Annotated in this window: 21 protein-coding genes, 3 tRNA genes and 1 pseudogene; 2 read left to right on the top strand and 23 right to left on the bottom strand. The window is 73.6% G+C overall.

Annotated features, from left to right (window positions below):
• The first annotated feature begins 225 nt into the window (after positions 1 to 225).
• Positions 226 to 1,071, top strand: a complete 846-nt coding sequence (locus ACWEPF_RS21490; protein ID WP_452173837.1) for a helix-turn-helix transcriptional regulator — start codon at positions 226 to 228, stop codon at positions 1,069 to 1,071.
• 642 nt (positions 1,072 to 1,713) lie between these two features.
• On the opposite strand, the pseudogene ACWEPF_RS21495 reads toward ACWEPF_RS21490, so the two are convergent.
• From ACWEPF_RS21495 to ACWEPF_RS21565, 15 genes and pseudogenes are all read right to left on the bottom strand, one after another.
• A pseudogene (locus tag ACWEPF_RS21495) lies at positions 1,714 to 3,690 on the bottom strand (ComEC/Rec2 family competence protein); the annotation flags it as partial.
• An 84-nt stretch (positions 3,691 to 3,774) separates the two neighbouring features.
• Positions 3,775 to 4,761 (bottom strand): helix-hairpin-helix domain-containing protein, encoded by a 987-nt coding sequence (locus ACWEPF_RS21500; protein ID WP_452173795.1) that lies wholly within the window; start codon positions 4,759 to 4,761, stop codon positions 3,775 to 3,777.
• Positions 4,762 to 4,864: 103 nt separating this feature from the next.
• Positions 4,865 to 5,782: a DegV family protein gene (locus tag ACWEPF_RS21505; RefSeq protein WP_452173796.1), complete on the bottom strand. Its 918-nt coding sequence runs from the start codon at positions 5,780 to 5,782 to the stop codon at positions 4,865 to 4,867.
• A gap of 78 nt (positions 5,783 to 5,860) precedes the next feature.
• Positions 5,861 to 6,592: a hypothetical protein gene (locus ACWEPF_RS21510; protein WP_452173797.1), complete on the bottom strand. Its 732-nt coding sequence runs from the start codon at positions 6,590 to 6,592 to the stop codon at positions 5,861 to 5,863.
• Between the two features lie 144 nt (positions 6,593 to 6,736).
• Complete coding sequence (gene leuS, locus ACWEPF_RS21515; RefSeq protein WP_345282409.1) at positions 6,737 to 9,613, bottom strand: leucine--tRNA ligase; 2,877 nt, start codon at positions 9,611 to 9,613, stop codon at positions 6,737 to 6,739.
• A 291-nt stretch (positions 9,614 to 9,904) separates the two neighbouring features.
• Positions 9,905 to 11,185 carry a hypothetical protein gene (locus ACWEPF_RS21520; RefSeq protein ID WP_452173798.1) on the bottom strand — a complete coding sequence of 427 codons (1,281 nt, stop codon included), beginning with the start codon at positions 11,183 to 11,185 and terminating at the stop codon, positions 9,905 to 9,907.
• A 96-nt stretch (positions 11,186 to 11,281) separates the two neighbouring features.
• Positions 11,282 to 11,354: transfer RNA gene (locus tag ACWEPF_RS21525), tRNA-Ala, on the bottom strand.
• Between the two features lie 136 nt (positions 11,355 to 11,490).
• Positions 11,491 to 11,563: transfer RNA gene (locus ACWEPF_RS21530), tRNA-Ala, on the bottom strand.
• A gap of 38 nt (positions 11,564 to 11,601) precedes the next feature.
• Positions 11,602 to 11,674, bottom strand: a tRNA-Ala gene (locus tag ACWEPF_RS21535).
• A gap of 115 nt (positions 11,675 to 11,789) precedes the next feature.
• Positions 11,790 to 12,437 carry a histidine phosphatase family protein gene (locus ACWEPF_RS21540; RefSeq protein ID WP_345282494.1) on the bottom strand — a complete coding sequence of 216 codons (648 nt, stop codon included), beginning with the start codon at positions 12,435 to 12,437 and terminating at the stop codon, positions 11,790 to 11,792.
• The gene (rsfS, locus tag ACWEPF_RS21545) at positions 12,434 to 12,895 is read right to left on the bottom strand and encodes a ribosome silencing factor (RefSeq protein ID WP_452173799.1); all 462 of its coding nucleotides are present in this window, start codon (positions 12,893 to 12,895) and stop codon (positions 12,434 to 12,436) included. The genes ACWEPF_RS21540 and rsfS overlap by 4 nt, the downstream gene beginning before the upstream one ends.
• Positions 12,896 to 12,988: 93 nt before the next feature.
• Positions 12,989 to 14,674: a LytR C-terminal domain-containing protein gene (locus ACWEPF_RS21550; RefSeq protein ID WP_452173800.1), complete on the bottom strand. Its 1,686-nt coding sequence runs from the start codon at positions 14,672 to 14,674 to the stop codon at positions 12,989 to 12,991.
• On the bottom strand, positions 14,671 to 15,300 hold the full coding sequence (gene nadD / locus ACWEPF_RS21555; RefSeq protein ID WP_345282401.1) for a nicotinate-nucleotide adenylyltransferase: 630 nt from the start codon (positions 15,298 to 15,300) through the stop codon (positions 14,671 to 14,673). The genes ACWEPF_RS21550 and nadD overlap by 4 nt, the downstream gene beginning before the upstream one ends.
• A 73-nt stretch (positions 15,301 to 15,373) precedes the next feature.
• A complete protein-coding gene (locus ACWEPF_RS21560) occupies positions 15,374 to 15,532 on the bottom strand; it encodes a hypothetical protein (protein ID WP_345282399.1) in 159 nt (52 codons plus the stop codon).
• Between the two features lie 153 nt (positions 15,533 to 15,685).
• Positions 15,686 to 15,832, bottom strand: a complete 147-nt coding sequence (locus ACWEPF_RS21565) for a hypothetical protein (protein ID WP_345282397.1) — start codon at positions 15,830 to 15,832, stop codon at positions 15,686 to 15,688.
• A gap of 187 nt (positions 15,833 to 16,019) precedes the next feature.
• Here ACWEPF_RS21565 and ACWEPF_RS21570 point away from each other — a divergent pair, with 187 nt between their 5' ends.
• The gene (locus ACWEPF_RS21570) at positions 16,020 to 17,081 is read left to right on the top strand and encodes a M48 family metallopeptidase (RefSeq protein WP_452173801.1); all 1,062 of its coding nucleotides are present in this window, start codon (positions 16,020 to 16,022) and stop codon (positions 17,079 to 17,081) included.
• A 36-nt stretch (positions 17,082 to 17,117) separates the two neighbouring features.
• Here the strand turns inward: ACWEPF_RS21570 and ACWEPF_RS21575 are convergent, their stop codons facing one another.
• The 8 genes from ACWEPF_RS21575 to rplU all read right to left on the bottom strand — a co-directional run bounded on the left by ACWEPF_RS21575 (position 17,118) and on the right by rplU (position 24,402).
• Complete coding sequence (locus ACWEPF_RS21575; RefSeq protein ID WP_452173802.1) at positions 17,118 to 18,155, bottom strand: SCO2583 family membrane protein; 1,038 nt, start codon at positions 18,153 to 18,155, stop codon at positions 17,118 to 17,120.
• 88 nt (positions 18,156 to 18,243) lie between these two features.
• Positions 18,244 to 18,813: an SCO2584 family spore wall biosynthesis protein gene (locus ACWEPF_RS21580; RefSeq protein ID WP_345282392.1), complete on the bottom strand. Its 570-nt coding sequence runs from the start codon at positions 18,811 to 18,813 to the stop codon at positions 18,244 to 18,246.
• Positions 18,814 to 18,908: 95 nt separating this feature from the next.
• Positions 18,909 to 20,219: a glutamate-5-semialdehyde dehydrogenase gene (locus ACWEPF_RS21585; protein WP_345282390.1), complete on the bottom strand. Its 1,311-nt coding sequence runs from the start codon at positions 20,217 to 20,219 to the stop codon at positions 18,909 to 18,911.
• Between the two features lie 221 nt (positions 20,220 to 20,440).
• On the bottom strand, positions 20,441 to 20,926 hold the full coding sequence (locus tag ACWEPF_RS21590; protein ID WP_345282388.1) for a hypothetical protein: 486 nt from the start codon (positions 20,924 to 20,926) through the stop codon (positions 20,441 to 20,443).
• A gap of 63 nt (positions 20,927 to 20,989) precedes the next feature.
• A complete protein-coding gene (gene proB / locus ACWEPF_RS21595; protein WP_345282386.1) occupies positions 20,990 to 22,126 on the bottom strand; it encodes a glutamate 5-kinase in 1,137 nt (378 codons plus the stop codon).
• Between the two features lie 111 nt (positions 22,127 to 22,237).
• A complete protein-coding gene (obgE, locus tag ACWEPF_RS21600; protein WP_452173803.1) occupies positions 22,238 to 23,707 on the bottom strand; it encodes a GTPase ObgE in 1,470 nt (489 codons plus the stop codon).
• A gap of 107 nt (positions 23,708 to 23,814) precedes the next feature.
• A complete protein-coding gene (rpmA, locus tag ACWEPF_RS21605; protein WP_030058248.1) occupies positions 23,815 to 24,072 on the bottom strand; it encodes a 50S ribosomal protein L27 in 258 nt (85 codons plus the stop codon).
• A 12-nt stretch (positions 24,073 to 24,084) separates the two neighbouring features.
• On the bottom strand, positions 24,085 to 24,402 hold the full coding sequence (rplU, locus tag ACWEPF_RS21610; protein WP_345282382.1) for a 50S ribosomal protein L21: 318 nt from the start codon (positions 24,400 to 24,402) through the stop codon (positions 24,085 to 24,087).
• Between the last annotated feature and the right edge of the window lie 192 nt (positions 24,403 to 24,594).

Raw genomic sequence — 24,594 nt, forward strand, 5'->3', positions numbered from 1 at the left:
TTTTTATCGGTGTGTCTGTCGGGTGGGGGGGGGGGGGGCGGGCCCCCCCCCCCCCCCGGGGCCCCCCCCCCCCCCCGGGGGGGCCCCCGCCGGGGAGGCCACGCGCCGAAGCGGCCGCCGAAGCGCCCGCCAGGGCTCCGACCCGGCCGGCGCCGGCCCAACCAGGGTGGGACCGGGAATCCCTGGCACCCCGTCAGCCGAGCCGCGATCATGGACCGCATGGACATGGACCGCCGCGAACTCGCCGACTTCCTCCGCCGCTGCCGTGAGCGGATCAACCCGCAGGACGTCGGTCTGCCGGCCGGCTCCCGGCGCCGCACCCCCGGGCTGCGGCGCGAGGAGGTCGTCCAGCTCGCCGGGATGTCCGCCGACTACTACATCCGGCTGGAGCAGGCCCGCAGCCCGCAGCCCTCGCCGCAGATCCTCGCCTCGCTGGCCCGGGCGCTGCGGCTGAGCGAGGACGAGCGCGACCACCTCTACCTGCTGGCCGGCCAGCGGCCGCCGGCCGGGCGCCAGTACGGCACCTTCATCCAGCCCGGGCTGCTCTACCTGCTCGACCAGCTCAAGGAGACCCCGGCCCAACTGCTCAGCGACCTGGGTGACGTGCTGGCCCAGAACGACATGGCCAGCGCCCTCTTCGGCACCGTCTGCTCGATCCGGGAGGACCAGCGGAACGTGGTCTGGCGCTGGTTCACCGACCCCACCGTCCGGGCCGCCTACCCGGCCGACGAGCACGACCGGCTCGGCCGGGTGCACGTCGCCGACCTGCGGGCGGCGGTGGCCCGCCGGGCCGGGGACGCGGCCTCGACCGCGCTGGTGCAGCGGCTCTCCGAGGCCAGCGAGGAGTTCCGCGAGCTCTGGGAGCTGCACGAGGTGGCCGTCCGGCGCACCAGCCGGATGCGGGTCGACCACCCGGCCATCGGGCCGATCAACCTCGACTGCCAGACCCTGCTCACACCCGGCGAGGACCAGCGACTGCTGATCTTCACGCCGCCGCCCGGAACGGCGGACATCAACCACCTGGAACTGCTGCGGGTGGTGGGGACGGAGCGGTTCAGCCCCGCCGGGTGACCCCGCGGCACCCTGCACGCCGTCACCGTCACCGTCGGCGCCATGAGCGGGGGTGGGGGTGCCGTGCACAGGGGCACCACGGGCGGTGGCGCCGGATCCCCGGGTGACGGCGTGCAGGGTGTCGCGGGTGCCGAGGACCGCGACGGCTCCGGCCCGGTCGGTGCGCAGGACGGTGGCCCCCAGTGCGGCGAGCTGGGCCACGGTCCGGGCCGACGGGTGGCCGTACGGGTTGCCCTCGCCGCAGGAGATCAGGGCCAGGCGGGGGTGCAGGGCGGCGGCCAACTCCCAGTCCTGATGGGCCGATCCGTGGTGCGCCACCTTGAGGACGTCCACCCGGGGCAGCTCGGCTCGGGCTCGCAGGGCGGCCTGGGCGGGCGGTTCGAGATCGCCGAGCAGGGCGATCCGCAGGGCCTCGGGCGGTTCGCCGACGGTGGCGAGCAGGGCGATGCTGGCGTTGTTCGCCCCCGGCGTGGCCGGGGTCAACGGCTCGACGGGCCAGAGCAGCTGCCAGGAGAGGCCGGGAGCAGCGGTGCGCCGCTCGTCCTGCCGTGCGGTCAGCACGGGCACCTGCGCGGCGGCGGCCCAGGCCAGCACCCGGGCCCGCTCGCCCGGCGGCGAGTCCAGGGTGGTCACCTGGAGGGCACCGACCGAGCGACCGCGCAGCACGCCCGGGAGCCCCTCGGCGTGATCCGCGTGGTAGTGACTGAGGATCAGCAACGGGACGGCCGTGACGCCGAGTTGGCGGAGGCACCGGTCGGCGGCCGTGGGATCGGGCCCGGCGTCCACCACCACCGCACTTCCGGGCTGTCCCGGCACCGGCAAGACGGTCATGTCGCCTTGTCCCACGTCGCACATGACGAAGCGCCAGCCCTCCGGGGGCCAGCCGGTGGCCATCCGCACCAGGGACGGCGGCCGGAGCAGGGCGAGCAGCAGAGCGGGCAGGAGCACCGCCGCGAGCAGGGTGCGGGGGCGGCTGCGGTGGCCGAACGGGCGGGCCGCCCAGACCAGGGCCAGTGTCGCCACCGCCAGCAGCAGGGACCCGAACAGGCCACCGGGCCAGTCGAGTTGGGCTCCCGGGAGGGCGGCGCCCCGCCGGGCCACGGCGGCCAGCCAGCCGGTCGGCACCGCGGCGAGGTCGGCCAGGAAGCGGGCCGGCGCCGGGGCCAGCGGTGCGAGGACGAGGGTCGCGAAGCCGAGCAGGGTGGCCGGTGCCACCGCCGCCTCGGCCAGCAGGTTGCACGGGATCGCGACCAGGCTGATCCGGGGCGCCAGCAGGATGGTGGCGGGGGCGCAGAGCGCCTGCGCCGCGGCGGTGGCGCCGACGGCCCCGGCCAGCCGCTCGGGCCAGCCCCGGGCCCGGAGCGCGGCCGTCCAGCGCGGGCCGAGGGTGAGCAGGCCGAGGGTGGCGAGCACGGAGAACAGGAAGCCGAAGGAGCGCGCCAGGTACGGGTCGACCAGCAGCAGGACCAGAACGGCGGAGGCGAGCGCGGGCAGCGCCTGCCGGGGGCGGCCGGTGGCCAGGGCGAGCAGGCCGACCAGACCGGTGGCGGCGGCCCGCAGGACGCTCGGCTCGGGTCGGCAGACCGTCACGAAGGCCAGCGTCAGGACGGCTCCGAGCAGGGCGGTGGTGCGCAGCGGGAGGCCGACGAGCCCGGCCAGCCCGCCCCGGCCGGAGGTGCTCACGGCGGCCGAGGCCCCGGTCAGGACGGCCAGCACGATGGCCAGGTTCGCTCCCGAAACGGCGGTCAGATGGCCGAGGTCGGTGGCCCGGAACGCCTCCACGAGCTCCGGCGGCAGCCGGGTGGTGTCGCCGACCACCAGGCCCGGGAGCAGCCCCCGGGCGTCGGTGGGCAGATGGTCGCTGGCGTCCCGCAGCCCGGCCCGCAACCGGGCCGCCACCCGCTGGGCGGCGCCGGGCCCCTCCAACAGCTGCGGCCGGCCCTGCACCACCAGGGCGGCCGCCGTGCTGCGGTACCCCTCGGCGGCGGGCAGCACCCTGGCCTGGGTGCGCAGCCGGGTGGACGGGACCACCTGCTGCCAGCCCCCGGCGTCCTGGGCGCGGACGATCAGGGTGACGGGGGTTCGGGTGCGGGTGCCGTCGGCCCGGTCGACGGTGGCCTCGACGACCAACAGGGCCTGGCCGGGCGTGGTGCCCCGGGCGTGTGAGGAGCGGGGCTCGGGATCGCCCGTCACCGTGAGCTCGACCGCGGTCAGGACGGGCGGGACGGCGGCGGAGGGGACGTGGCCCGGGTCGGCGGGAGCTGACGGGGCGTCCGTCGCGGCGGGCCCGGCCGCCCTGGCGGCCAGGGCGGGGATCGGACCGCGCTGGAGGTCGGCCGTGTGCAGGGTGGTGACGGCGGCCGCGGCCCCGGCGGCCAGCAGGACGGCGGCGAGCAGGGCACCGGCCCGGCGCGGGCTGCGCAGCGCGAGGACTGCGGCTCCGGCCAGGAGGAGTGCTCCCCCGAGCAGGTACGGCCGGTGGTCCGGACCGAGGCCCAGCACGGTGGCGGTGACCGCCCAGACCACCGCGGTGGGGAGCAGCAGGCGCAGATCGGGCGGCGGTGCGGCGGACTCCGTGGCGGTGCGGCGGGTGAGGGCGGCGGTTGTGGTGCTGGGCATCGGTTCACCTCCTCTGCCGGTGACGGTCAGTCAGCTGGGCTCGGCTGGTTGTGGGGGTGGCCGGCCGCACGCGGGCGGGCGGGCTCAGAGCGTGAGCAGGGCACGGAGGTCGGCGAACTTCCGCTCGCCGATCCCGCTGACCTCGCGCAGCTGGTCCAGGGAGCGGAACGGGCCGTGCTCCTGACGGTGCTGCAGGATCCGCTGGGCCAGGGTCGGGCCGACCCCGGGCAGGGCGTCCAGCTGCTCACGGGTGGCCTGGTTGATGCTGAGCGGGCCGACGGCGGGGGTGGCTCCCCCGGCCGGAAGACCGGCGCCGGCCGGGGCGCCGCCGACCAGGATCTGCTCGCCGTCGGTGAGCACCCGCGCCAGGTTGAGCCCGTCGGTCACGGTGTCCGGCAGCGGGCCGCCGGCCGAGGTGAGGGCATCCGCCACCCGGGCCCCGCTGGGCAGCGTACGGAGGCCGGGCCGGCGGACCTTGCCGGCGACGTCGACCACCACGGTCGGGCCCGTCGGCGGAGTAGGCGCCCCCGCACCCGACCCCGTACCCGACCCCGCGCCCGGCCGGACCGAGGACGGTGCGGAGGCGGCGACGACCGCTGCCACCGCAGGGACGGCGACCCGGCCGGGACGGCCGAGCCAGAAGTGCTGCACGGCGTAGCCGACGGCCAGCAGGAGCAGCACGGTCAGCCCGGCCACCGCCCGCCGGTCGAACAGCAGGACCCCCGGGAGCCGACGCCCGACCGCACCGGCGGCCCCGGGCGCGGCACCCTCCGGCCCGGCGCGCGGGCGCCCCTGACGCCCCGTCGCCCCACCTTCCCCTACGAGACCGCCCTCCCCCACCACCCTGCCGCCCCCGGCTGCCTCGCCCTCCCCTGGCGGCCCACCGCGCACGGACGCCGCCGACCGGGACGGCAGGGGCGTGTCCCAGGCTTCGGACCACACCGCCGTCGGAGAGTCCGCCCGCTCCTCCTCGGGATGCGGCCCCGGGGGCAGGAAGAGGTGGGCCACCCGGCCACGGACGGTCTCGGTGGTCTCGCGTCGGCGGGCCGCGCCCGGCGTCATCGTTCTCATGGCCAGGACCGTAGGCGCGGCCGCCGACCCCGTTGAGAGAGCGTCACCAGCCTGTGGAAAACCCGGGGTTGTGGACAACCGGGTTCCCTCGAACGAGGGAGTTTCAGCGCGGCGCGACCACCACTGCGAGCAGTCCGGGCCCGACGTGGGCACCGATCACCGCCCCCACCTCCAGCACCGTCAGCTCGCGCAGCCCGGGCACCCGGGCCCGGAGCCGCTCCGCCAGGGGCTCGGCCCGGTCGGCCGCGGCGAGGTGGTGCACGGTGATGTCCACCTCGTCCGCACCCGCGCGCTCCACGGCGATCTCCTCCAGCCGCGCGATCGCCCGCGAGGCCGTGCGGACCTTCTCCAAGGGCTCGATCCGGCCGCCCGACAGGTGCAGCAGCGGCTTGACGGAGAGCGCGGAGCCGAGCAGGGCCTGCGCCGCACCGATCCGGCCGCCCCGACGCAGGTACTCCAGGGTGTCCACGTAGAAGAATCCGCTGGTCCGCGCGGCCCGCCCGGAGGCCGCCGCGACCACCGCCGCGAGGTCGTCGGCCACATTCCCGGACGCCCCGGCCACGCCGGCCACCCCGGCCTCGCCCGCCGCCCCGGACGCCCCGTCCTGCAGCGCCGCGATCGCCTCCGCCGCCGCCAGCACCACGTGCCCGAGTGCCATCCCGACCAGTCGGCTGTCCACCACCTCCACCGGTAGCGGAGCCTCGGCGGCCGCCAGCCGGGCCGCCTCGACGGTGCCGGAGAGCTCGGCGGAGATGTGCACGGAGACGACGGCCTCGAAGCCCGCCTCGGCCGCCGCCCGGTAGGCCTCGGCGAAGGTCTCGGGGCTGGGCCGGGAGGTGGTGACGCGCTGCTTGGCCCGCAGGGCCTCGGCGACGTCCTTCGGGGAGATCTCCACGCCGTCCGCGAGCACCTCGTCCCCGACCACCACGCTCAGCGGGACCACCGCGATCCGGTGCCGGTCGACCGCCTCCTCGGGGAGGTAGGCCGTGGAGTCGGTCAGGAGGGCGATGCGGCGGGACATGAGGCGGAGGTTACTCCCCCCTCCCCGCCACGGACACCCGGGGGACGTCCGAACCCCTGGAGAGGGCCGCCGCGGAGGTCAGGACTTCCGCAGACGCTGTGTCAGGTCGACCGCCAGCCCGAGCAACTGCTCGGCGGTGGCCGGCCGGTCGTTGCTGATCGCCTTCCGCTCCGTCCCGGCCGCCTTGGCCGCCCCCGCCGCCCCGGCCGTCCCAGCAGAGGAGGCAGAGCGAGCCGAGGCCCCCGAGGACGGCCCTGCCGCATCCCAGTGCCGCAGCGCACCCGCCTCGGTCTCGCACTCGTCCGCGAGCCGCGCCAGCTCGTCGTCGGCGAAGCGCTGCATCCGGTCCTGGGCCGCCCACCGCATCGACTCGGCGGCGTGCGTGATCCGCTCGGCCCGCTCCCGCAGCGCGGGCAGCTTGTCGGCCACCCGCCCGGCGTCGGGCTCCAGCTCCAGCGCCTTCAACTCGCCGTCGAGCTCGGCCGCGTGGGCGTCCAGCCTGGTCAACAGCTGCAGGGACTCGGCGAGTTGGGAGTCCTCGGCGAGGCCGGCCGCGAGCACCTTGCGGGTGGAGTCGAGGGCGGTGCGCAGCGCGAGCCGGACGGCCGAGATCTGGCCAGGCGCCCCGGGCTTGGCGAAGGTCTTGGCCTTCAAGGTCGCGTTCTCGATGGCCCGTCGGGCGTTGGCCTCCTGCTGGGAGAGCTTCCGGGCGGCGGCCTTGCCGGCCTTCACCGCACCGACCGTGATCATGATCAGCAGCGCGACCACGAAGAGCACACCGAGGCCGACCACCACGCCGAGCGCGTCCATCACGAGCCACCTTCCGGGAGACCGACCGAGGGCTCCACAGTAACCGCACGGGTTGCCGTGGAGCCCTCGTCGTAGGGGTCCGTGAGGAGAGATCAGGGACAGCTCAGGGAAACCCCGAGGACCGGCCCCGATGGATCGTCAGCGTCAGCCGGTGACGATGTTGACCAGCTTCGGCGCCCGCGCGATCACCTTGCGCACCGGGGCGTCCCCGATCGCCGCGACCACGGCCGGGTCGGCCAGCGCCAGCGCCTCCAGCTCCGCGTCGGTGATGGCCGGGGCCACCTCCAGCCGGGCCCGGACCTTGCCCTTGATCTGGACCACGCAGGTGACGGTCTCGTCCACCACGTAGGCCGGGTCGGCCACCGGGTAGTCGACGTACGCCAGCGAGCCCTCGTGGCCCAGGCGGCGCCACAGCTCCTCGGCGATGTGCGGGGCCAGCGGGGCGATCATCAGCACCTGCTGCTCGGCCACCTGACGGGGCGTCGAGCCGCGCTTGACCAGGTGGTTGTTCAGCTCGATGGCCTTGGCCACCGCGGTGTTGAACCGCAGGCCCGCCATGTCGCCGCGGATGCCGTCGATGGTCTTGTGCAGCACCCGCAGGGTGGCCTCGTCGGCCTCCTCCTCGGTGACCACCAGCTCGCCGGTGGTCTCCGAGACGATGTTGCGCCACAGGCGCTGCAGGAAGCGGTACGAGCCGATCACCGCGCGGGTGTCCCACGGGCGGGAGACGTCCAGCGGGCCCATCGACATCTCGTACAGGCGCAGGGTGTCCGCGCCGTACTCGTCGGCGAAGTCGTCCGGTGCGATGGCGTTCTTCAGGGACTTGCCCATCTTGCCCGCCTCGCGGCGGACCTTCTCGCCCTCCCAGAAGAACTCGCCGTCGATCTCCTCGACCTCGGCCGCCGGCACCGGGAAGTCCCGGGCGTCGCGGTAGACGTCGGCGGTGATCATGCCCTGGTTGAACAGCTTGTGGAACGGCTCGACCGAGGAGACGTGGCCCAGGTCGTGCAGCACCTTGTGCCAGAAGCGCGCGTACAGCAGGTGCAGCACCGCGTGCTCGGCACCGCCGACGTACAGGTCGGCGCCGCCGCCCGGCTTCTGCTCGGTCGGGCCCAGCCAGTACTGCTCGTTGGCCGGGTCGACGACCTTCTCGCCGTTGGACGGGTCGATGTAGCGCAGCTCGTACCAGCAGGAACCCGCCCAGTTGGGCATGGTGTTGGTCTCGCGGCGGTACTTCTTCGGGCCGTCGCCCAGGTCCAGCTCGACGTTGACCCACTCCTCGTTCCGCGACAGCGGGGTCTTCGGCGAGGAGGTCGAGTCGTACGGGTCGTAGGTGTGCGGCGAGTAGTCCTCCACCTCGGGGACCTCGACCGGCAGCATCGACTCGGGCAGCGCGTGCATCACGCCGTCCTCGTCGTAGACGATCGGGAAGGGCTCGCCCCAGTACCGCTGGCGGCTGAACAGCCAGTCGCGCAGGCGGTAGTTGACGGTGCCCTCGCCGATGCCGCGCTCGGTCAGCCAGGCGGTGACGGCGGCCTTGGCCTCGACCACCGACAGGCCGTCCAGCGACAGGTCGCCGTGGGCGGAGTTGACGATCACCGAGTCGTAGCTGTCGAAGGACTCGTCCCACTCGGCCGGGTCCTCGGAGCGGCCGTCGGTGGGGCGCACCACGCAGCGCATCGGCAGGTCGAAGGCGCGGGCGAAGGCGAAGTCGCGGGAGTCGTGCGCCGGGACGGCCATGATCGCGCCGGTGCCGTAACCCATCAGCACGTAGTCGGCGATGAACACCGGGACCAGCGCGCCGCTGACCGGGTTGGTCGCGTAGGCACCGGTGAAGACGCCGGTCTTCACCTTGGCGTCGACCTGGCGCTCGACGTCGGACTTGGCGGCGGCCTCGGCCCGGTACTTGGCGACGGCCTCGGCGGGGGTGGCCGCGCCGCCCTTCCAGTCCTCGTGGGTGCCGGCCGGCCAGGCGTCCGGGACGATGCCGTCGACCAGCTCGTGCTCGGGCGCCAGCACCATGTAGGTGGCGCCGAACAGCGTGTCGGGGCGGGTGGTGAAGACGGTGATCTTGTCGCCGTCGATGCCGAACTCGACCCGGGCGCCCTCGGAGCGGCCGATCCAGTTGCGCTGCTGCAGCTTGATCGCCTCGGGCCAGTCCAGCAGGTCCAGGTCGGCGATCAGGCGGTCGGAGTACGCGGTGATCCGCATCATCCACTGGCGCAGGTTGGACTTGAAGACCGGGAAGTTGCCGCGCTCGGACTTGCCGTCGGCGGTGACCTCCTCGTTGGCCAGCACGGTGCCCAGGCCGGGGCACCAGTTGACCGGCACCTCCTTGGAGTACGCCAGCCGGTACTCGCCCAGCAGCTCGTCCCGCTCCGTGCCGGACAGCGACGCCCAGGCACGGCCACCCGGGACCTCGCGCTCGCCGGACTCGAACTGCGCGACCAGCTCGGCGATCGGACGGGCCTTCGCGGCCGCCTCGTCGTACCACGAGTCGAAGATCTGCAGGAAGATCCACTGGGTCCAGCGGTAGTACTCCGGGTCGATCGTGGCGATCGAGCGGCGGGAGTCGTGGCCCAGACCCAGGCGGCGCAGCTGGCGGCGCATGTTGTCCATGGCCGCCTCGGTGGTGATCCGGGGGTGCTGGCCGGTGGCGACGGCGTGCTGCTCGGCGGGCAGGCCGAAGGCGTCGTAGCCCAGGGTGTGCAGCACGTTGTGGCCGGTCATCCGCTGGTAGCGGGCGAACACGTCGGTGGCGATGTAGCCCAGCGGGTGGCCCACGTGCAGGCCCGCGCCCGAGGGGTACGGGAACATGTCCATGATGAAGCTGTGCGGCTTGGCGACCACGTCACCGGCCGACGGGTCGGCCAGGGTGCCGGCCGGGTTGGGGGCGTCGAACGTCCCCTCCTTCTCCCAGACGTCCTGCCAGCGGGACTCGATCTCGGCGGCCAGCGCGGCGCCGTAGCGGTAAGGCTCGGTGGCGGCGGCCTCGGCCGCGGCGGGGGTCGTCTCGCTCATGGTCCTTCGGGCTCCATCTGGGTCTCAGTGCGCGAACGGCGCGAACAGCCGGCTTCGGAAAACAAAAAAGCCCCTCGCAGGAGGGGACGCCACGCCGACTCCGGCCCTCGGGCCGACTCTGGTCAGCGCGGCCGGCTAAGAAGCAGGCGCACGGTTCGCATGGCCAACAGGGTACCGCACCGCCCAAGGGCGGCTGTCAAGGTATTCGCGGACGCTCCTGAGCACCCCTCGACCCACCGGAGGCCCGCTCAGGCCCGCCGAGGAACCCGTCACAGGCCCCTGGAGCACCCCTCAGGCCCGCTGGTCGAACTCCCGCAGCGCCCGCGCCACCCGGTCCGACTGCATGCCGGCCGCCAGCCGCCGGGCACCGTCGGCGGTGCGGGCCGCCTCCTCGTGGTCCCCGGTCCGGCGGTAGGACCCGGCCAGACGGACCATCAGCAGCGCCTTCGCCCGGGCCCGTTCGGGCGCCAGCACCGCCACCGCCCCGGCCAGCAGCCGCTGCGCCTGCTCGTGGTCGCCGAGGAAGAGGTGCGCCTCGCCGACCATCCCCTCCAGGTCGGCCCGCTCCTGGACCTGCCCCGGCTCCTCCTCCAGCGCCCGGAAGGCCCGCTCGGCCACCGCCTCGGCGCTGATCTGCTCGCCCTTGCGGCCGTGCGCGCGGGCGATCCGGCCGAGCTGGAGCGCCCGCTCACGGGGCGTCAGCACCTCGTCGGCGGCGCGCAGCGCGGTGGAGAGCATGGCGACCGGGTCCAGGCCCCGCCCGCCGGACGCGTAGGTGGCCTGCACCGCCAGGCAGCCGACCACGCTGACCCCGAGCCGCGGGTCCCCGCTGACGTGCGCGGCGCGCAGCGCGGCGACGAAGGCCCGCTGGGCGGCCGCGTCGTTGCCCAGGTCGTAGCTGGCCCAGCCGACCAGCCGGGCGGTGCGGCTGGCCGCCCCGTACAGCTCCCGGCCGAGCGCCTCGTCGTACGCGCCCAGCTCCAGCAGCTTGCCGATCACGTCCAGCTCGGCCCTGGCCAGGGTGAGGATCAGGCCGCCGCCGTACGCCCGCTCCAGTCGCTGCTGGCTCTCGTAGCCGAGCCGCAGGTCGGCCAGCTGCTCGGCGGCTATCCTCAGCGCGCCCTCGCCGCCGGTCAGTTCGGGCGGCGGCGAGGCCCAGTCCTTGGCGGCCTGGAGGAGCTCGTCGCCGCGGAACAGGTCGGTCAGCCGGACCGGGCCGGATTCGGCCCCGGCCTCGCGGAGCGCGGTCTGCGCGGTGTCGGCCGTCCACGGGTCGGTGAGCAGGCGGGGCGAGAGCGTCTTGGCTCCCCGGCCGCTGCCCATCCGGCCCCAGAGCTGTTCGTAGGTGACCGCGATGCCGAGCGCCCCGCCGAGCACCTCGCAGACCGTCTGGTCGTGCGGGCTGCGCGGCACCATGCCGCGGTCCCGCCACTTGTAGGGCGCGGTGGAGCTGATCGCCAGGCCGGCCGGGAGCACCGCGCTGACCTCGCGGGCCAGCCGCTCCGGGTTCCAGCCGAGCTGGTGCAGGATGCGCGCCAGCTCCTCGTTGCGTCTGCGCTCCAGGTCGGCCATGGCCCAGACGGTACCGGGCCGGTGTGGAGGTCGCGCCGCGATCGGGTAAACGGAAGAGGGCCCCTCCCGATCCCGGGAGGGGCCCTCTTCCTTCTGTGGAGCTACGGAGAATTGAACTCCGGACCTCTTGCATGCCATGCAAGCGCTCTACCAACTGAGCTACAGCCCCGCGTCTTTCCGGCGTTTCCCCCGGCGACACCCGTAACTTTACACGCTCTCCGGCCCAGTCCCAAAACGCTTTGCCGGGGGGCCACCGGAGCACGCAGAAGGCCGCCTCCCGGAGGGAGACGGCCTTCGTGTCGTTGTGGAGCTACGGAGAATTGAACTCCGGACCTCTTGCATGCCATGCAAGCGCTCTACCAACTGAGCTACAGCCCCGCGTGCCGCACGGACCTGACGGACCGTTCGATGCGGAGTGGAGCTACGGGGAATTGAACCCCGGACCTCTTGCATGCCATGCAAGCGCTCTACCAACTGAGCTACAGCCCCGCACCCGGAGGACTTCCCGCCTTCCTTCCGGTCGGCGTTCTTTCCTGCGAACGAGGAAGACTCTAGCTGGTCAGGGCCGGAACTGCGAAATCCGGCCCGGTCCGGGGCCCCTGCCTCAGGTCTCGTCGCCGATGACCGGCTGCGGCAGCGTGCCCGCGTTGTGCTCCAGCAGGCGCCAGCCGCGCACGCCCGGGCCGAGCACCGACCAACAGCAGTTGGAGAGCCCGCCGAACCGCTCCCACTGGGCCGGCTCCAGCTCGAGCAGCCGCCCGAGCATGGTGCGGATGGTGCCGCCGTGGCTGACCACCACCAGGGTGCCGTCCTCGGGCAGCTTCTCCACCGCCGCCAGCACCACCGGGACGGACCGGTCGGCCACCTCGGTGCTCAGCTCGCCGCCGCCGCGGCGGACCGGCTCGCCCATCGCCCAGGCCTGGTACTCCTCGGGGAAGCGCGCCTGGATCTCACTGTTCGTCAGGCCCTGCCACTGGCCCGCGTAGGTCTCCCGCAGGCCCTCGTGGTGGTCCACCGTCAGGCCGGTGACCTTGGAGAGCTCGGCGGCGGTGCGCCGGGCCCGCTTCAGGTCGGAGGAGATCAGCAGGTCGGGCTTGAGCCCGGCCAGCAGCTTGGCCGCCCGCTGCGCCTGGAAGACGCCCTGGTCGGTCAGCTCGATGTCGGTGCTGCCCTGGAAGCGGTTCTCGAGGTTCCAGGAGGTCTGGCCGTGCCGCCAGAAGACGATGCGCGGGCCCCGCGCCTTGCCGCTCAGCTCTCGTCCTCGGTGACCTCGGCGGCCTCGGCGTCACCGGTGGCGTTGCCGGCCAGGTCGGTCAGCACGCTCTCGGGCCGGTTGCGGGTGGCCAGCGCGTCCTCCGGGATGGGCAGCTCGGGGCAGTCCTTCCAGAGGCGGTCCAGCGAGTAGAAGGAGCGCTCCTCGGAGTGCTGGACGTGCACCACGATGTCCAGGTAGTCCAGCAGGATCCAGCGGCCCTCGCGCTCGCCCTCGCGGCGGACCGGCTTGATGTCCAGCTGCTCGCGCAGCTGGTCCTCGATCTCCTCGGCGATGGACTTCACCTGGCGGTCGTTGGCGGCCGAGGCGATCAGGAAGGCGTCGGTGATCGACAGCACCTCGCTGACGTCGAAGGCGATGATGTCGTGGGCCAGCTTGTCGGCGGCCGCCTGGGCGGCGACGTTGATCAGGTTCTGGCTGTGCTCGGTGGCAGTCACGTTGTACTTCCGGTCGGCTGTCTGGGATTCGCCTTCCAGGATCTCACGAACCGCCGCCGCCCCCGTGGGATAACCGGGGGCGGCGGCGGACCGCTACTGCTTGGGGGCCGTGAAGTCCTTGCCCAGCACGACCACCACGTCGGCGTTCTGGGTGCCGGTGACCTTCTTCACCGCGTCCTCCTTGAAGCCCAGCGCGGTGGCGAGCGACTTGGCGGCGGCCTGCTTGGCGTCGTCGGTGTAGCGGACCTCACTGGCCGGCTGGACCGGCGCCTTGGCCCCGGTCGGCAGCACCTCCAGGCCGCCGTTGGTGACCTGGATCGCGGCGGTGGTGGCGGCGTCGTCGCTGCCGCTGGCGTTGAGGATGCTGACCCGGGTGGTGGCGTCGGCCGCCTTGGCCTTGCTCACCGTGCCGCCCAGCACCTCCTTCACCTGGGCGCCGGCGGTGGCCTCGTCCAGGGTGCCGTCGGGCTGCACCTTGAGGGTGGAGACGGTCAGCTTGCCGCTCTGGTCGAGCTTGGCCAGCTGGGCCAGCACCCCGCCCAGGGCGGCCTCGGGCAGCGAGGGGTCGAGCACCGAACCGACCCGGCGGACGGTGTCCTGAGCGTCCTTCAGCTCGGTCGGCATCACCTTCAGCACCGCGTCCATGACCTGGCCGAAGCGGGCCAGCTGGGCCTCGGTGGCCTCGCCGGGCGCCTGGTAGGTGGCGTACGCGACGGCGGCCGGGCCGCTCAGCGTGACGTTCTTCCCGGCCGGGGCCAGCTCCTTGCCGTTGGCGTCCTTCACCACGGCGTTGGTGTCCACCTTGATGGAGCCGAGCTGGGCCACCATCCGGTCCAGGTACGGGGTGTCGAGGCGCCACGTCCCGGCGACCGGGGCGCCGAGCACGGTGGCCAGGCCCTCCCGGGTGGCGGCCGCGCCGAGCACGTCCATCGACTTGCCGAGCGGCTCGGTGGCGGAGTCACCGGTGCTGGGCAGCTTGAGGACGTCCGGCAGCAGCAGCACGCTGGCCTTCTGGCCGGACTGGTCGTTGACCAGCAGCGCGGTGGAGACCTTGCCCTGACGGTCCTTCAGGTGGAGCACGTTGACGGTCCGGCCGCCGGCCGCCTTGGCCGCGGCGCTGGAGCCGCCCAGGTCGCCCTTCCACCACAGGTAGCCCGCCGTGCCGCCGCCGGCCAGGGCCAGCACCAGCAGGGCGCCGATCGCCCGGGTGCGCAGCTTGCGGCGGCGCTCGTCCCGGCGCTCGGTGCGGGACTCGGCGAACTTCAGCCAGTCGATGACGTCCTCGGCCTGGTCCACCTCCTCGTCCACGAAGGTGAACTCACCCGTCGGGTAGTCCCGGTCGGCCTTGGGCGCGCCGGGCTTGGACGTCGCGGGCTGCGGCGCGGCGGGGCGGGCGGCGGCGGGCCGGGGCGCGACGGGCGGCGGCGCGGGCACGGGCTCGGGCTGCTGCGGCACCACGGGCGGCGGCGGGGCCACCGGCTGGACGGGGGCCGGCTGCTGCTGGGGCGGCTGGGCCTGCTGGTAGTACTGCTGCTGCTGGTACGGGTCCTGGACGTACGCCTGCTGCTGCCCGTAGCCGTCGTAGTACTGGGGCTGCTGCGGCTGCTGGGGCTGCTGGTAGTACTGCTGCTGGTACGGGTCCTGGACGTACGCCTGCTGCTGCTCCGGCTGGACGTACTGCGGCTGGCCGTAGGCGTCGTAGTAGACCTGCGGCTGCTGCTGGTACGGGTCCTGCGGGTACCACTCCTGCTGCCCGCCGCCCTGCTGCTCACCCGTCACGCCGTACCCCCTCGCGCGTACAGCTCCCGCTTGTGGATGTACCGGACGACACCGTCCGGGACGAGGTACCAGACCGGTGCGCCCTTGGCGACCCGGACCCGGCAGTCGGTGGAGGAGATGGCCAGTGCGGGCACCTCGACCAGGGAGACGCCGCCGGCCGGCAGGCCGGCGTCGGAGAGTATGTGGCCGGGCCGGGTGCAGCCGATGAAGTGGGCGAGCTCGAACAGCTCGTCGGAGGAGCGCCAGGAGATGATCTGGGCCAGCGCGTCGGCTCCGGTGATGAAGAACAGGTCCGCGTCGGGGTGCTGGGCCCGCAGGTCGCGCAGGGTGTCCACGGTGTAGGTGGGGCCCTCGCGGTCGATGTCGATCCGGCTGACCGAGAACTGCGGGTTCTCGGCGGTGGCGATGACCGTCATCAGGTAGCGGTCCTCGGCCGGGGTGACGTGCCGGTCGCTCTTCTGCCACGGTTGCCCGGTCGGCACGAAGACCACCTCGTCCAGGTGGAACGCGCTCGCCACCTCGCTCGCGGCGACCAGGTGCCCGTGGTGGATCGGGTCGAAGGTGCCGCCCATCACGCCGAGGCGCTTGCGTGCCCGCTCACCGGCGGCCTTGGCCTGCTGTCCCATGCCGCCACACCTTACGCGAAGCCCGTCGCGGCCGGGCAAGCCCGCCCGGCCGCGCGGAGCGCGCTGCCGCGGCTCAGCGGTCGCGGTTGAAGCGGGTGGTGATGTAGAGGAGGAGGAGCAGGATGAACAGGCCCGCGCCGCCGGTCAGGTACGGGCTCAGGCTCTCGTGGTTGCCGCCCTCGCTGCCGCCTTCGGCCAGCTGGGTCAGGAGGGGCAGTGCGATGTGGCTCATGGTCGGCAGGACCTTCTCGAGTCGGTGAGGGGGCCAGTGCGCGGGCCGGGGGCGGCCCACCGGCTCATCGTACGGGGCCCCTACGCGCAACCGCGCGCCGCCCCACCGCGTCTGACGCCTCGGCAGGAGGTCTCCGGCCGGGCGGACGGGAGGTCAGTTGTTCCGGTTGGCCCGGGCGATCGCCCAGCCGATCAGGCCGACGCCGACCACGCTGACCACCAGGATGATGCGCAGGAACAGGCCCGGGCCCGACTCGTTGGAGATCGGCGCGGCCAGCTGGGCAAGGGTGGCGGGGTTCATCGGGGGGTCTCTCCTCGGTCCGGGCGGCTCGACCCTCAGGGTAGACCCGCTTACGGCGCGGGACGGACGGCGGCCCCGGCGTAGGGTGGCCGACGGGGACGAGTACACGCAGACGGACGTTGGACCGACAGCAAGCGGGGGCCGGGCGAGAGCCGGTGCCGGCGACGACCCAGGAGGTACTCAGCAGATGACCGACATGACCAAGGACAGCACGCCGGACCGCCGCCGCCAGCGCTTCCCCGGGATCTCCACCCGGGCCTGGGAGCACCCGGCCGACCGGTCCGCCCTGGTCGCGCTCCGCAAGCTCACCGGCTTCGACGACGTGCTGAAGAAGCTGGCCGGACTGGTCTCCGAGCGCAGCGTCCGGCTGATGTTCCTGGCCACCGCGGTGAAGACCTCGGAGCGCCAGTTCCCCGAGCTGCACGCGATGGTGCGGGACGCGGCCTACGTGCTGGACCTGGACAAGGTGCCGGACCTGTACGTCACCCAGGACCCGACCGTGAACGCGATGTGCATCGGGATGGACACCCCGATCATCGTGCTCACCACCGGGCTGGTCGAGCTGCTGGACGCCGAGGAGCTGCGGGCCGTGATCGGCCACGAGGTCGGGCACGCGATGTCCGGCCACGCGGTCTACCGGACCATGCTGCTGATCCTCACCAACGTGGCCACCCGGATCGCCTGGATCCCGCTCGGGAACCTGGCCATCACCGCCGTGATCACCGCGCTCAAGGAGTGGTTCCGCAAGGCCGAACTCTCCTGCGACCGGGCCGGTCTGCTGGCCGGTCAGGACCTGCAGGCCTCGATGCGCGGGCTGATGAAGCTGGCCGGCGGCCACCACCTGGCCGAGATGAACGTGGACGCCTTCCTGGAGCAGGCCGAGGAGTACGAGAAGGCGGGCGACCTGCGGGACGGCGTCATCAAGCTGCTCCAGGTGCTGCCGCAGACCCACCCCTTCGCGGTCGTGCGGGCGGCCCAGCTGAAGAAGTGGTCGGAGAGCGACGAGTACCGCTCGATCCTGGCCGGGGCCTACCCGCGCCGGGCCGACGACCCGGACACCTCGGTCGGCGAGCAGTGGAAGGCGGCCGCCGAGTCGTACTCCAAGTCGGTCAAGGAGAGCAAGGACCCGCTGATGGGCCTGCTGCGGGACGTGGCCGGCGGCGTCGGCACGGTCGGCGGCAAGCTCCGGGACACCTTCACCGGCAAGCCCACCGCCGCCGGCGGCGCGGAGCGCTCCGACGGCGAGTGAACGCCCGGGCCCGGGGGCCGTCCGCCCCCGGGCCCGTCACCGCTTGAGCGGGGCGCAGAGCGTCCAGGCCGGCTGGGCGTGGTCGCCCGGATCGGTCGCCGGGGGCGGGACGGAGCCGCCTAGCAGCGGCTGGAGGTGGGCCGCCAGCCGGGTGCCGCAGGCGGTCGGCCCGGCCTGGAGCACCGAGTCCACGACCCGGACCCGGGAGGCGGCCAGGTCCGCCCGGTCCAGCTCGAAGCGGAGCGCCCGGCGGACGGTGTGCAGGGTGACCGGGCCGGAGGGCTCGTCCGCCGCGCGCAGCGCGTAGACGAAGGTGTGGTCGGTGCCGATCTCCAGCGTCCCGGCGTCCGCCTCGTCCACCCGCATCGCGCCGACGGCCTTGACCGTCTCGGTGGCCAGCGCCACCTCGGCCGGGTCGAAGCGGACCAGCCAGCCGGTCGCGGCGTGGTGCTGGTCGTCGCTGGGGGTGGCCAGGCTCTGGTCGAACTGGTCCTGCTCCCCCGCGGTGAGCAGCCGGCGGACCGCCTCGGTGCCGCCCCGGCCCGTCAGCACCGCCGGGTCGAGGGCCGAGACGGTCAGGTACTTCTCGACCACGGCCAGCGCCCGGGATACCTCGGCCTTGGTGAAGTGGGCGGTGGCCGAACCCCCGGGCGCGGCCAGCCCGGCCGCGCCGTCCCGGTAGTCGGCGGACAGCCCGGCGAACGGGGCCTGCCGGTCCGCCACCGGGGTGACGGCCGAACTCGGCACCAGGGCCACCAGGCTGACGGTCAGTTGGTTCCCGGTCGGCTGGGTCGCCCGGGGCTGCGGGGTGGAGAGCCCGAAGTACACCGCGGCCGCGAAGGCCACCACGATCACCAGCATCAGGGCCAGCGCCTGGCGGGGCAGGCTCCCCACCAGCCCGCGCCGGCGGACCGCCGACCGCCCGTACCCGCCGCCCATCCGCTCCCGGGCCGAGAGCTCCTGGATCCGGGCAGCCCGGACGAACGATTCGTCGAAGACGACGGACCGGTACTCGTCCTCGTTACCTGAACCACCGTCGGGCACACCCTCCGGAGGTTCGAGCGGGTCACCCATGATTCAAGGGTAGAGCGGGCGTTCGCGCGCCACGAGGGTCCGTGCGCAACTTCTTCGCGCCGGACGGCGAGGACGGGGCCGGACGGGATCAGCCGGTCAGCGAGACCGCCCTCGGCGGAGCCGGTACGGGGATGTCCGAGGGGCTGCTGGTGCCCGTCTCCGGGCGCCCCGCCGGGGCCTCCACGCCACCGGTGCCCCGGTAGATCGCGGCCACCGCGACGGCCACCACGCTGACGCCCATCACCACCGCGAGCACCCAGGCGATCGGCCGGTGCCAGCGCTGCTGGGCCACCGAACGGGCGGCCCCGGCCCGGCCCGGGTCGAAGCCGTCGGACCGCCAGCGGGAACGGCGGGCGGGGCGCGCGGGGGGAGCCCACGGGTCCCAGTAGCGCCGGTCGTCGTCCAGGCCGGCCGGATGCGGACGGAGCTCCAGCGGGAGCCCGCCGGCCTCCGGCAGCTCAGGGCCGCGCCCCAGGGTCAGCGTCTCGGGCTCGAACCTGGCCTCGGCGGCGGCCAGTCGCCGCTCCTCGGCACTCGGCTCGTGCACGGCGGCGGACCGGATGAATGCCTCGTCAAGGACCACGGTGGCGAACTCCTCGTCCGCTCCGCCGTGGTCGGCGCCGTCCGGGAACGGCGAGCCCCCCTGGTTCTCGGCCATGGCTTCAATGTATTACCGGCCGGGGGATTTGTCTGTGGCTATTCGCAGTTCGGGCGTCACGGACGGCCACGGCTGCGGCCGTCCGTGACGAGACGTCAGCCGTTGGCACCGCCCACGGTCGGAGTAGCCTCGCCCCGCACGTGCCCGTCACCGGTGACGACGTACTTGGTCGAGGTCAGCTCCGGCAGCCCCATCGGGCCGCGCGCGTGCAGCTTCTGGGTCGAGATGCCGATCTCGGCGCCGAAACCGAACTCACCCCCGTCGGTGAACCGCGTCGACGCGTTGACCGCCACCGTGGTGGAGTCCACCAGCTGGGTGAACCGGCGCGCCGCCGCCTGCGAGGTGGTCACGATCGCCTCGGTGTGGCCGGAGGACCAGCGCCGGATGTGCGCCACCGCCGCGTCCAGCGAGTCCACCACGGCGGCCGCGATGTCGTAGGAGAGGTACTCCGCTTCCCAGTCCTCCTCGGTGGCCGGCACCGCCGTCACCGCGGTGCCCTCGGCCGCCTTCAGCACCGCGTCGTCGCCGTGCACGGTGACGCCCGCCTCGGCCAGGGCGGCGAGGGCGAGCGGGAGGAAGGCGTCCGCCACGTCGCGGTGGACCAGCAGGGTCTCGGCGGAGTTGCAGACGCTGACCCGCTGGGCCTTGGAGTTGAGCAGGATGCCGACCGCCATCGCCAGGTCGGTCTCGGCGTCCACGTACACGTGGCAGTTGCCGGTGCCGGTCTCGATCACCGGGACGGTGGAGCCCTCCACCACGGTGCGGATCAGCGAGGCGCCGCCGCGCGGGATCAGCACGTCCACCAGACCGCGGGCCCGCATCAACTCCTGCACGGAGTCGCGGCTCTCGCCCGGGACGAGCTGGATCACGTCGGCGGGCAGGCCGGTGCTCTCCACCGCGTCGCGCAGGACCTCGGTGAGGGCGGTGTTGGAACGGTACGCGGAGGCCGAGCCGCGGAGCAGGACGGCGTTGCCGGACTTCAGGCAGAGGGCGGCGGCGTCCACCGTGACGTTCGGGCGGGCCTCGTAGATGATGCCCACCACGCCGAGCGGGACGCGGACCTGACGGACGTCCAGACCGTTCGGGAGCGTGTACCCGCGGACCACCTCGCCGACCGGGTCGGGCAGGCCCACCACACTGCGCACGTCGGCGGCGATGGCGGCGATCCGCTCGTCGGTGAGGGTCAGGCGGTCGATCACCGACTCGGCGGTGCCGGCCTCACGGGCGCGGGCGACGTCCTCGGCGTTGGCCGCGGTGATCTCCGCGCTGCGCGCGGTCAGGGCGTCGGCGATCGCCAGCAGCGCGGCGTCCTTCGCACGGCGCGGCAGTGGGGCGAGGACGGCGGCCGCCTCGCGTGCACGGCGCGCGACGGCGAGGACGGGGCTGGTGGTCTGGTCGCTGGTCATGGCGCAAGGGTAGCGACTGCCGTCACCGGGCCCGCCCGCCTTTCGAGCGGTGAGACGGACGCGACCGGGAGCGCGGGTTGCGCCCCGCAGGGGCGCGAGGAACTGCGCGCGGGGGAACGGCAGCACGTGCAACTGGCTGACGGCGGTTCAGTTGCAGGTGAGCCGCCTTCCGACTCGCGCAGTTCCCCGCGCCCCAGCGGCGCAGCCAGTACCAGCAGCCGCTACCAGGGATGCACTCCGCCGAGGTTGGGCGGGGGTCCGCCGAAGCCTTCGGCGATGCGTTTGTGGTAGGTGGGGCGGTCGATGACCTCGAGGCCGACGATCTCCCAGGGCGGGAGGTTGGCGGTGCTCTTGTGCTCGCCCCACAGGCGCAGGGCGATGGCCGCCGCGTCGTGCAGGTCGCGGGCCTGCTCCCAGTAGCGGATCTCCGCGTGGTCCGCCGCGTAACGGGCCGTCAGGAAGAAGGAGTGGTCGTGCGCCAGCTTCTCCAGCCCGGCGCGGAGCTCGGCGAGCGGGGTGACCCGCCCGGCGACGCTGAGCACGATGTGCCAGAGGCGGGCCTCGGGCGGCTCCGGCTCCTCGGTGCGCTCGGCCGCACCGGGCCGCAGGCGTCGTACGGGCGAACGCTGCTCGGCCACCCGTGCGGCGGCCTCGTCGCTGCCGCTCTCCCCTGCCCCGCCGTCGATGCTGGTCAGTCTCCGTCCCACCGGCGGCCTCCTGTTCGGCGACGTCGTGTCACGGCCGCCGCTGCGGCCCCCGGGCCCGGCCCGTCAGCCACGCAGGATGACCAGGTCGTCCCGGTGGACGACCTCGCGTTCGTACGCGGCACCGAGCTCCTGGGCCAGCTCCTTGGTGGACCGGCCGAGCAGACGGGGCAACTCCCTCGCATCAAAGTTGACCAGTCCACGGGCGACGATGTGGCCGTTTTCGCCAAGAAGGTCCACCGGATCACCCGCGGAGAACTCCCCGTCCACCCGGGTGACCCCGGCGGGCAACAGGGACTTGCCGCCCGAGACCACGGCCTCGACGGCACCGGGGTCGAGCTGGAGGGCGCCGCGCGGGGTGGAGGCGTGCTCCAGCCAGAGCAGGCGGTCGGCGGAGCGGCTGCCGGTGCGCAGGAAGAGGGTGCCGGTCTGACGGCCCGCCAGGGCGTCGGCGGCGTGCCGGGCGGCGGTGAGGACGACCGGGATCCCGGCGCCGGTGGCGATCCGGGCCGCCTCGACCTTGGTGACCATGCCGCCGGTGCCGACGCCGGCCTTGCCGGCGCTGCCGATCTCGATGCCGGCCAGGTCCCCGGGGCCGGCCACCTGCTCGATCCGGCTGGTGCCGGGCTTGCTGGGGTCGCCGTCGTAGAGGCCGTCCACGTCGGAGAGCAGGACCAGCAGGTCGGCCCGGACCAGGTGGGCGACCAGGGCGGCGAGGCGGTCGTTGTCGCCGAACTTGATCTCGGCGGTGGCGACGGTGTCGTTCTCGTTGACGATCGGCATCGCGCCCATCGCCAGCAGCTGGTCGAGGGTGCGGTAGGCGTTGCGGTAGTGGGCCCGGCGGCTGGCGTCCTCGGCGGTCAGCAGCACCTGGCCGACCCGCAGGCCGTAGCGGGCGAAGGAGGCGGTGTAGCGGGCCACCAGGAGGCCCTGGCCGACGCTGGCGGCGGCCTGCTGGCGGGCCAGGTCCTTGGGGCGCTTCTCCAGGCCGAGCGGGGCCAGGCCGGCCGCGATGGCGCCGGAGGAGACCAGCACGATCTCGGGGGCGTCGGGGCGGGTGCGGACCTTGGCGAGGGCGTCCACCAGGGCGTCCACCCGGTCGGCGTCCAGGCCGCCGGCCGCCGTGGTGAGCGAGGAGGAACCGACCTTGACGACGATCCTGCGTGCGGTGAGCACTTCCTGACGCAGTGTCCGGTCCGTCATCTGGCTGCCCTCCGCACGTGGTTCGACGGAGCGTAATCTACGCGATCACGACGGGGCCCCCGCACGCGATGTCACCCTGTGGGACGCGCGTGCGGGGGCCCTGACGGGACGTCAGTCCTCGTCGGAGTCCAGCTCCGGGCGCTTGCTGGAGAGCGCCTCGAAGGCGAGGTACTCCTCCTCCGCCGCGTCCCGGCCCTTCAGCTTGGCCCGGCGGCGGTCCACGGCCGGACGCTGGGTCTCCATCCGGTGGTCCTCGCCACGGCGGCCGAGCATCTCGGCGCCGGCGGCCATGGTGGGCTCCCAGTCGAAGACCACGGCGTTCTCGTCGGGCCCGATGATGACGGTGTCGCCCTCCTGGGCGCCGACCTTCCAGAGCCTGTCCTCGACGCCGAGGCGGGCCAGGCGGTCGGCCAGGTAGCCGACGGCCTCGTCGTTGGTGAAGTCGGTCTGGCGGACCCAGCGCTCGGGCTTGGAGCCGCGCACGCGGTAGGCGCCGTCCTCCTCCTCGACGGTGAAACCGGCGTCGTCCACCGCGGTCGGGCGGATGACGATCCGGGTGGGCTCCTCGACCGGCTTGGCCGCGCGGGCCTCGGCGACGATCTGGGCCATCGCGAAGCTCAGCTCGCGCAGGCCCTTGCGGGAGGCCGCGGAGACCTCGAAGACGCGGTAGCCGCGCTCCTCCAGGGAGGCCCGGGTGAGGTCGGCGATGTCCTGGCCGTCCGGCACGTCGGTCTTGTTGAGGGCGACCAGCCGCGGCCGGTCCTCCAGGCCGCCGTACTGGGCCAGCTCCTCCTCGATGGTCTCCAGGTCGGTGAGCGGGTCCCGGCCGGGCTCCAGGGTGGCGCAGTCCAGCACGTGCACCAGGACCGAGCAGCGCTCCACGTGGCGGAGGAACTCCAGGCCCAGGCCGCGGCCCTGGCTGGCGCCGGGGATCAGGCCGGGGACGTCGGCGACGGTGTAGACCGTCTCGCCGGCGGTGACCACGCCGAGGTTGGGGATCAGGGTGGTGAAGGGGTAGTCCGCGATCTTCGGGCGGGCCGCCGAGAGCACCGCGATCAGCGAGGACTTGCCGGCGCTCGGGTAGCCGACCAGGGCGACGTCGGCGACGGACTTGAGCTCCATCACGATGTCGCGGGCGTCACCGGGCTCGCCGAGCAGCGCGAAGCCGGGCGCCTTGCGGCGGGACGAGGCGAGCGCCGCGTTCCCCAGGCCGCCGCGGCCGCCGGCCGCGGCGACGAAGCTGGTGCCGTGGCCGACCAGGTCGGCGAGCACGTTGCCCTTCTTGTCCATCACCACGGTGCCGTCGGGCACCAGCAGCTCGAGGTCGCCGCCGGTGGCGCCGCTGCGGTGGCCGCCCGCGCCGGGCTTGCCGTTGGCGGCCTTGCGCTTGGGCGAGTGGTGGTACTCGAGCAGGGTGGTGACCTGGGCGTCGACGGTCAGGATGACGCTGCCGCCCTCACCGCCGTTGCCGCCGTCGGGTCCGCCGAGGGGCTTGAACTTCTCCCGGTGCACGGAGGCGCAGCCGTGGCCTCCGTTACCCGCGGCGACGTGCAGTTCGACGCGGTCCACGAAGGTGGTCATGAGGTGTGCCTCCAGCTATGGGGAAAAACAGTTGTCTGCTTCAAAGCATGGAGGGTGGACCGGATAATTCCGGTCCACCCTCCACGGAATCCGACGAGATGTCAGATTCAGGCCTCGACGGCCACGATGTTGACGACCTTGCGGCCGCGACGGTTGCCGAACTGGACCGCACCGGCGGTCAGCGCGAACAGGGTGTCGTCGCCACCGCGACCGACGCCCGCACCCGGGTGGAAGTGGGTGCCGCGCTGGCGGACGAGGATCTCGCCGGCGCTGACGACCTGGCCGCCGAAGCGCTTGACGCCGAGGCGCTGGGCGTTCGAGTCACGGCCGTTGCGGGTAGAGCTTGCGCCCTTCTTGTGTGCCATCTCGCTATCCCCTTACTTGCTGACGGAGTCGATGCTGGTGATCCGCACAGCGGTGTGCTGCTGGCGGTGGCCCTGGCGGCGACGGTAACCGGTCTTGTTCTTGTAGCGCAGGATGACGATCTTCTCGCCCTTGGTCTGGTCGACCACCTCGGCGTGAGCCTTCACGCCGGCGAGCACCCACGGGTCGGAGGTGACGGCGTCACCGTCGACGACCAGGATGGTCGAGAGCTCCACCGAGTCACCCGGCTTGGCGTCAACACGGTCAATCTCCAGCACGTCGCCGACGGCGACCTTGTGCTGGCGGCCGCCTGCGCGAACGATCGCGTACATGCGGTACCCCATTTCTAACTCGGTCGGAAACTCTCGATGCCAGCGCCTGGGTACGGACACAGGCGCCTCCCCCGGACCGGAGCCCGGGAGGTGATGTGCTCGGGAGCGTGGCGTAGACACGCCGAGGGTCAAGAATACGGACGGTCCACCACTTGGGCAAACCGGCCCCTACCGGGCCGGGGCGGTCGCGAA

The organism is Kitasatospora sp. NPDC004289, assembly GCF_053602875.1.

Bases quoted from the DNA above. Each gene is read 5' to 3' on its own strand.
- ACWEPF_RS21490 (WP_452173837.1), top strand. From the start codon at position 226: ATGGACCGCCGCGAACTCGCCGACTTCCTCCGCCGCTGCCGTGAGCGG.
- ACWEPF_RS21500 (WP_452173795.1), bottom strand. From the start codon at position 4,761: ATGAGAACGATGACGCCGGGCGCGGCCCGCCGACGCGAGACCACCGAG.
- ACWEPF_RS21505 (WP_452173796.1), bottom strand. From the start codon at position 5,782: ATGTCCCGCCGCATCGCCCTCCTGACCGACTCCACGGCCTACCTCCCC.
- ACWEPF_RS21510 (WP_452173797.1), bottom strand. From the start codon at position 6,592: ATGGACGCGCTCGGCGTGGTGGTCGGCCTCGGTGTGCTCTTCGTGGTC.
- leuS (WP_345282409.1), bottom strand. From the start codon at position 9,613: ATGAGCGAGACGACCCCCGCCGCGGCCGAGGCCGCCGCCACCGAGCCT.
- ACWEPF_RS21520 (WP_452173798.1), bottom strand. From the start codon at position 11,185: ATGGCCGACCTGGAGCGCAGACGCAACGAGGAGCTGGCGCGCATCCTG.
- nadD (WP_345282401.1), bottom strand. From the start codon at position 15,300: ATGGGACAGCAGGCCAAGGCCGCCGGTGAGCGGGCACGCAAGCGCCTC.
- ACWEPF_RS21560 (WP_345282399.1), bottom strand. From the start codon at position 15,532: ATGAGCCACATCGCACTGCCCCTCCTGACCCAGCTGGCCGAAGGCGGC.
- ACWEPF_RS21565 (WP_345282397.1), bottom strand. From the start codon at position 15,832: ATGAACCCCGCCACCCTTGCCCAGCTGGCCGCGCCGATCTCCAACGAG.
- ACWEPF_RS21570 (WP_452173801.1), top strand. From the start codon at position 16,020: ATGACCGACATGACCAAGGACAGCACGCCGGACCGCCGCCGCCAGCGC.
- ACWEPF_RS21575 (WP_452173802.1), bottom strand. From the start codon at position 18,155: ATGGGTGACCCGCTCGAACCTCCGGAGGGTGTGCCCGACGGTGGTTCA.
- ACWEPF_RS21580 (WP_345282392.1), bottom strand. From the start codon at position 18,813: ATGGCCGAGAACCAGGGGGGCTCGCCGTTCCCGGACGGCGCCGACCAC.
- ACWEPF_RS21585 (WP_345282390.1), bottom strand. From the start codon at position 20,219: ATGACCAGCGACCAGACCACCAGCCCCGTCCTCGCCGTCGCGCGCCGT.
- proB (WP_345282386.1), bottom strand. From the start codon at position 22,126: ATGACGGACCGGACACTGCGTCAGGAAGTGCTCACCGCACGCAGGATC.
- obgE (WP_452173803.1), bottom strand. From the start codon at position 23,707: ATGACCACCTTCGTGGACCGCGTCGAACTGCACGTCGCCGCGGGTAAC.
- rpmA (WP_030058248.1), bottom strand. From the start codon at position 24,072: ATGGCACACAAGAAGGGCGCAAGCTCTACCCGCAACGGCCGTGACTCG.
- rplU (WP_345282382.1), bottom strand. From the start codon at position 24,402: ATGTACGCGATCGTTCGCGCAGGCGGCCGCCAGCACAAGGTCGCCGTC.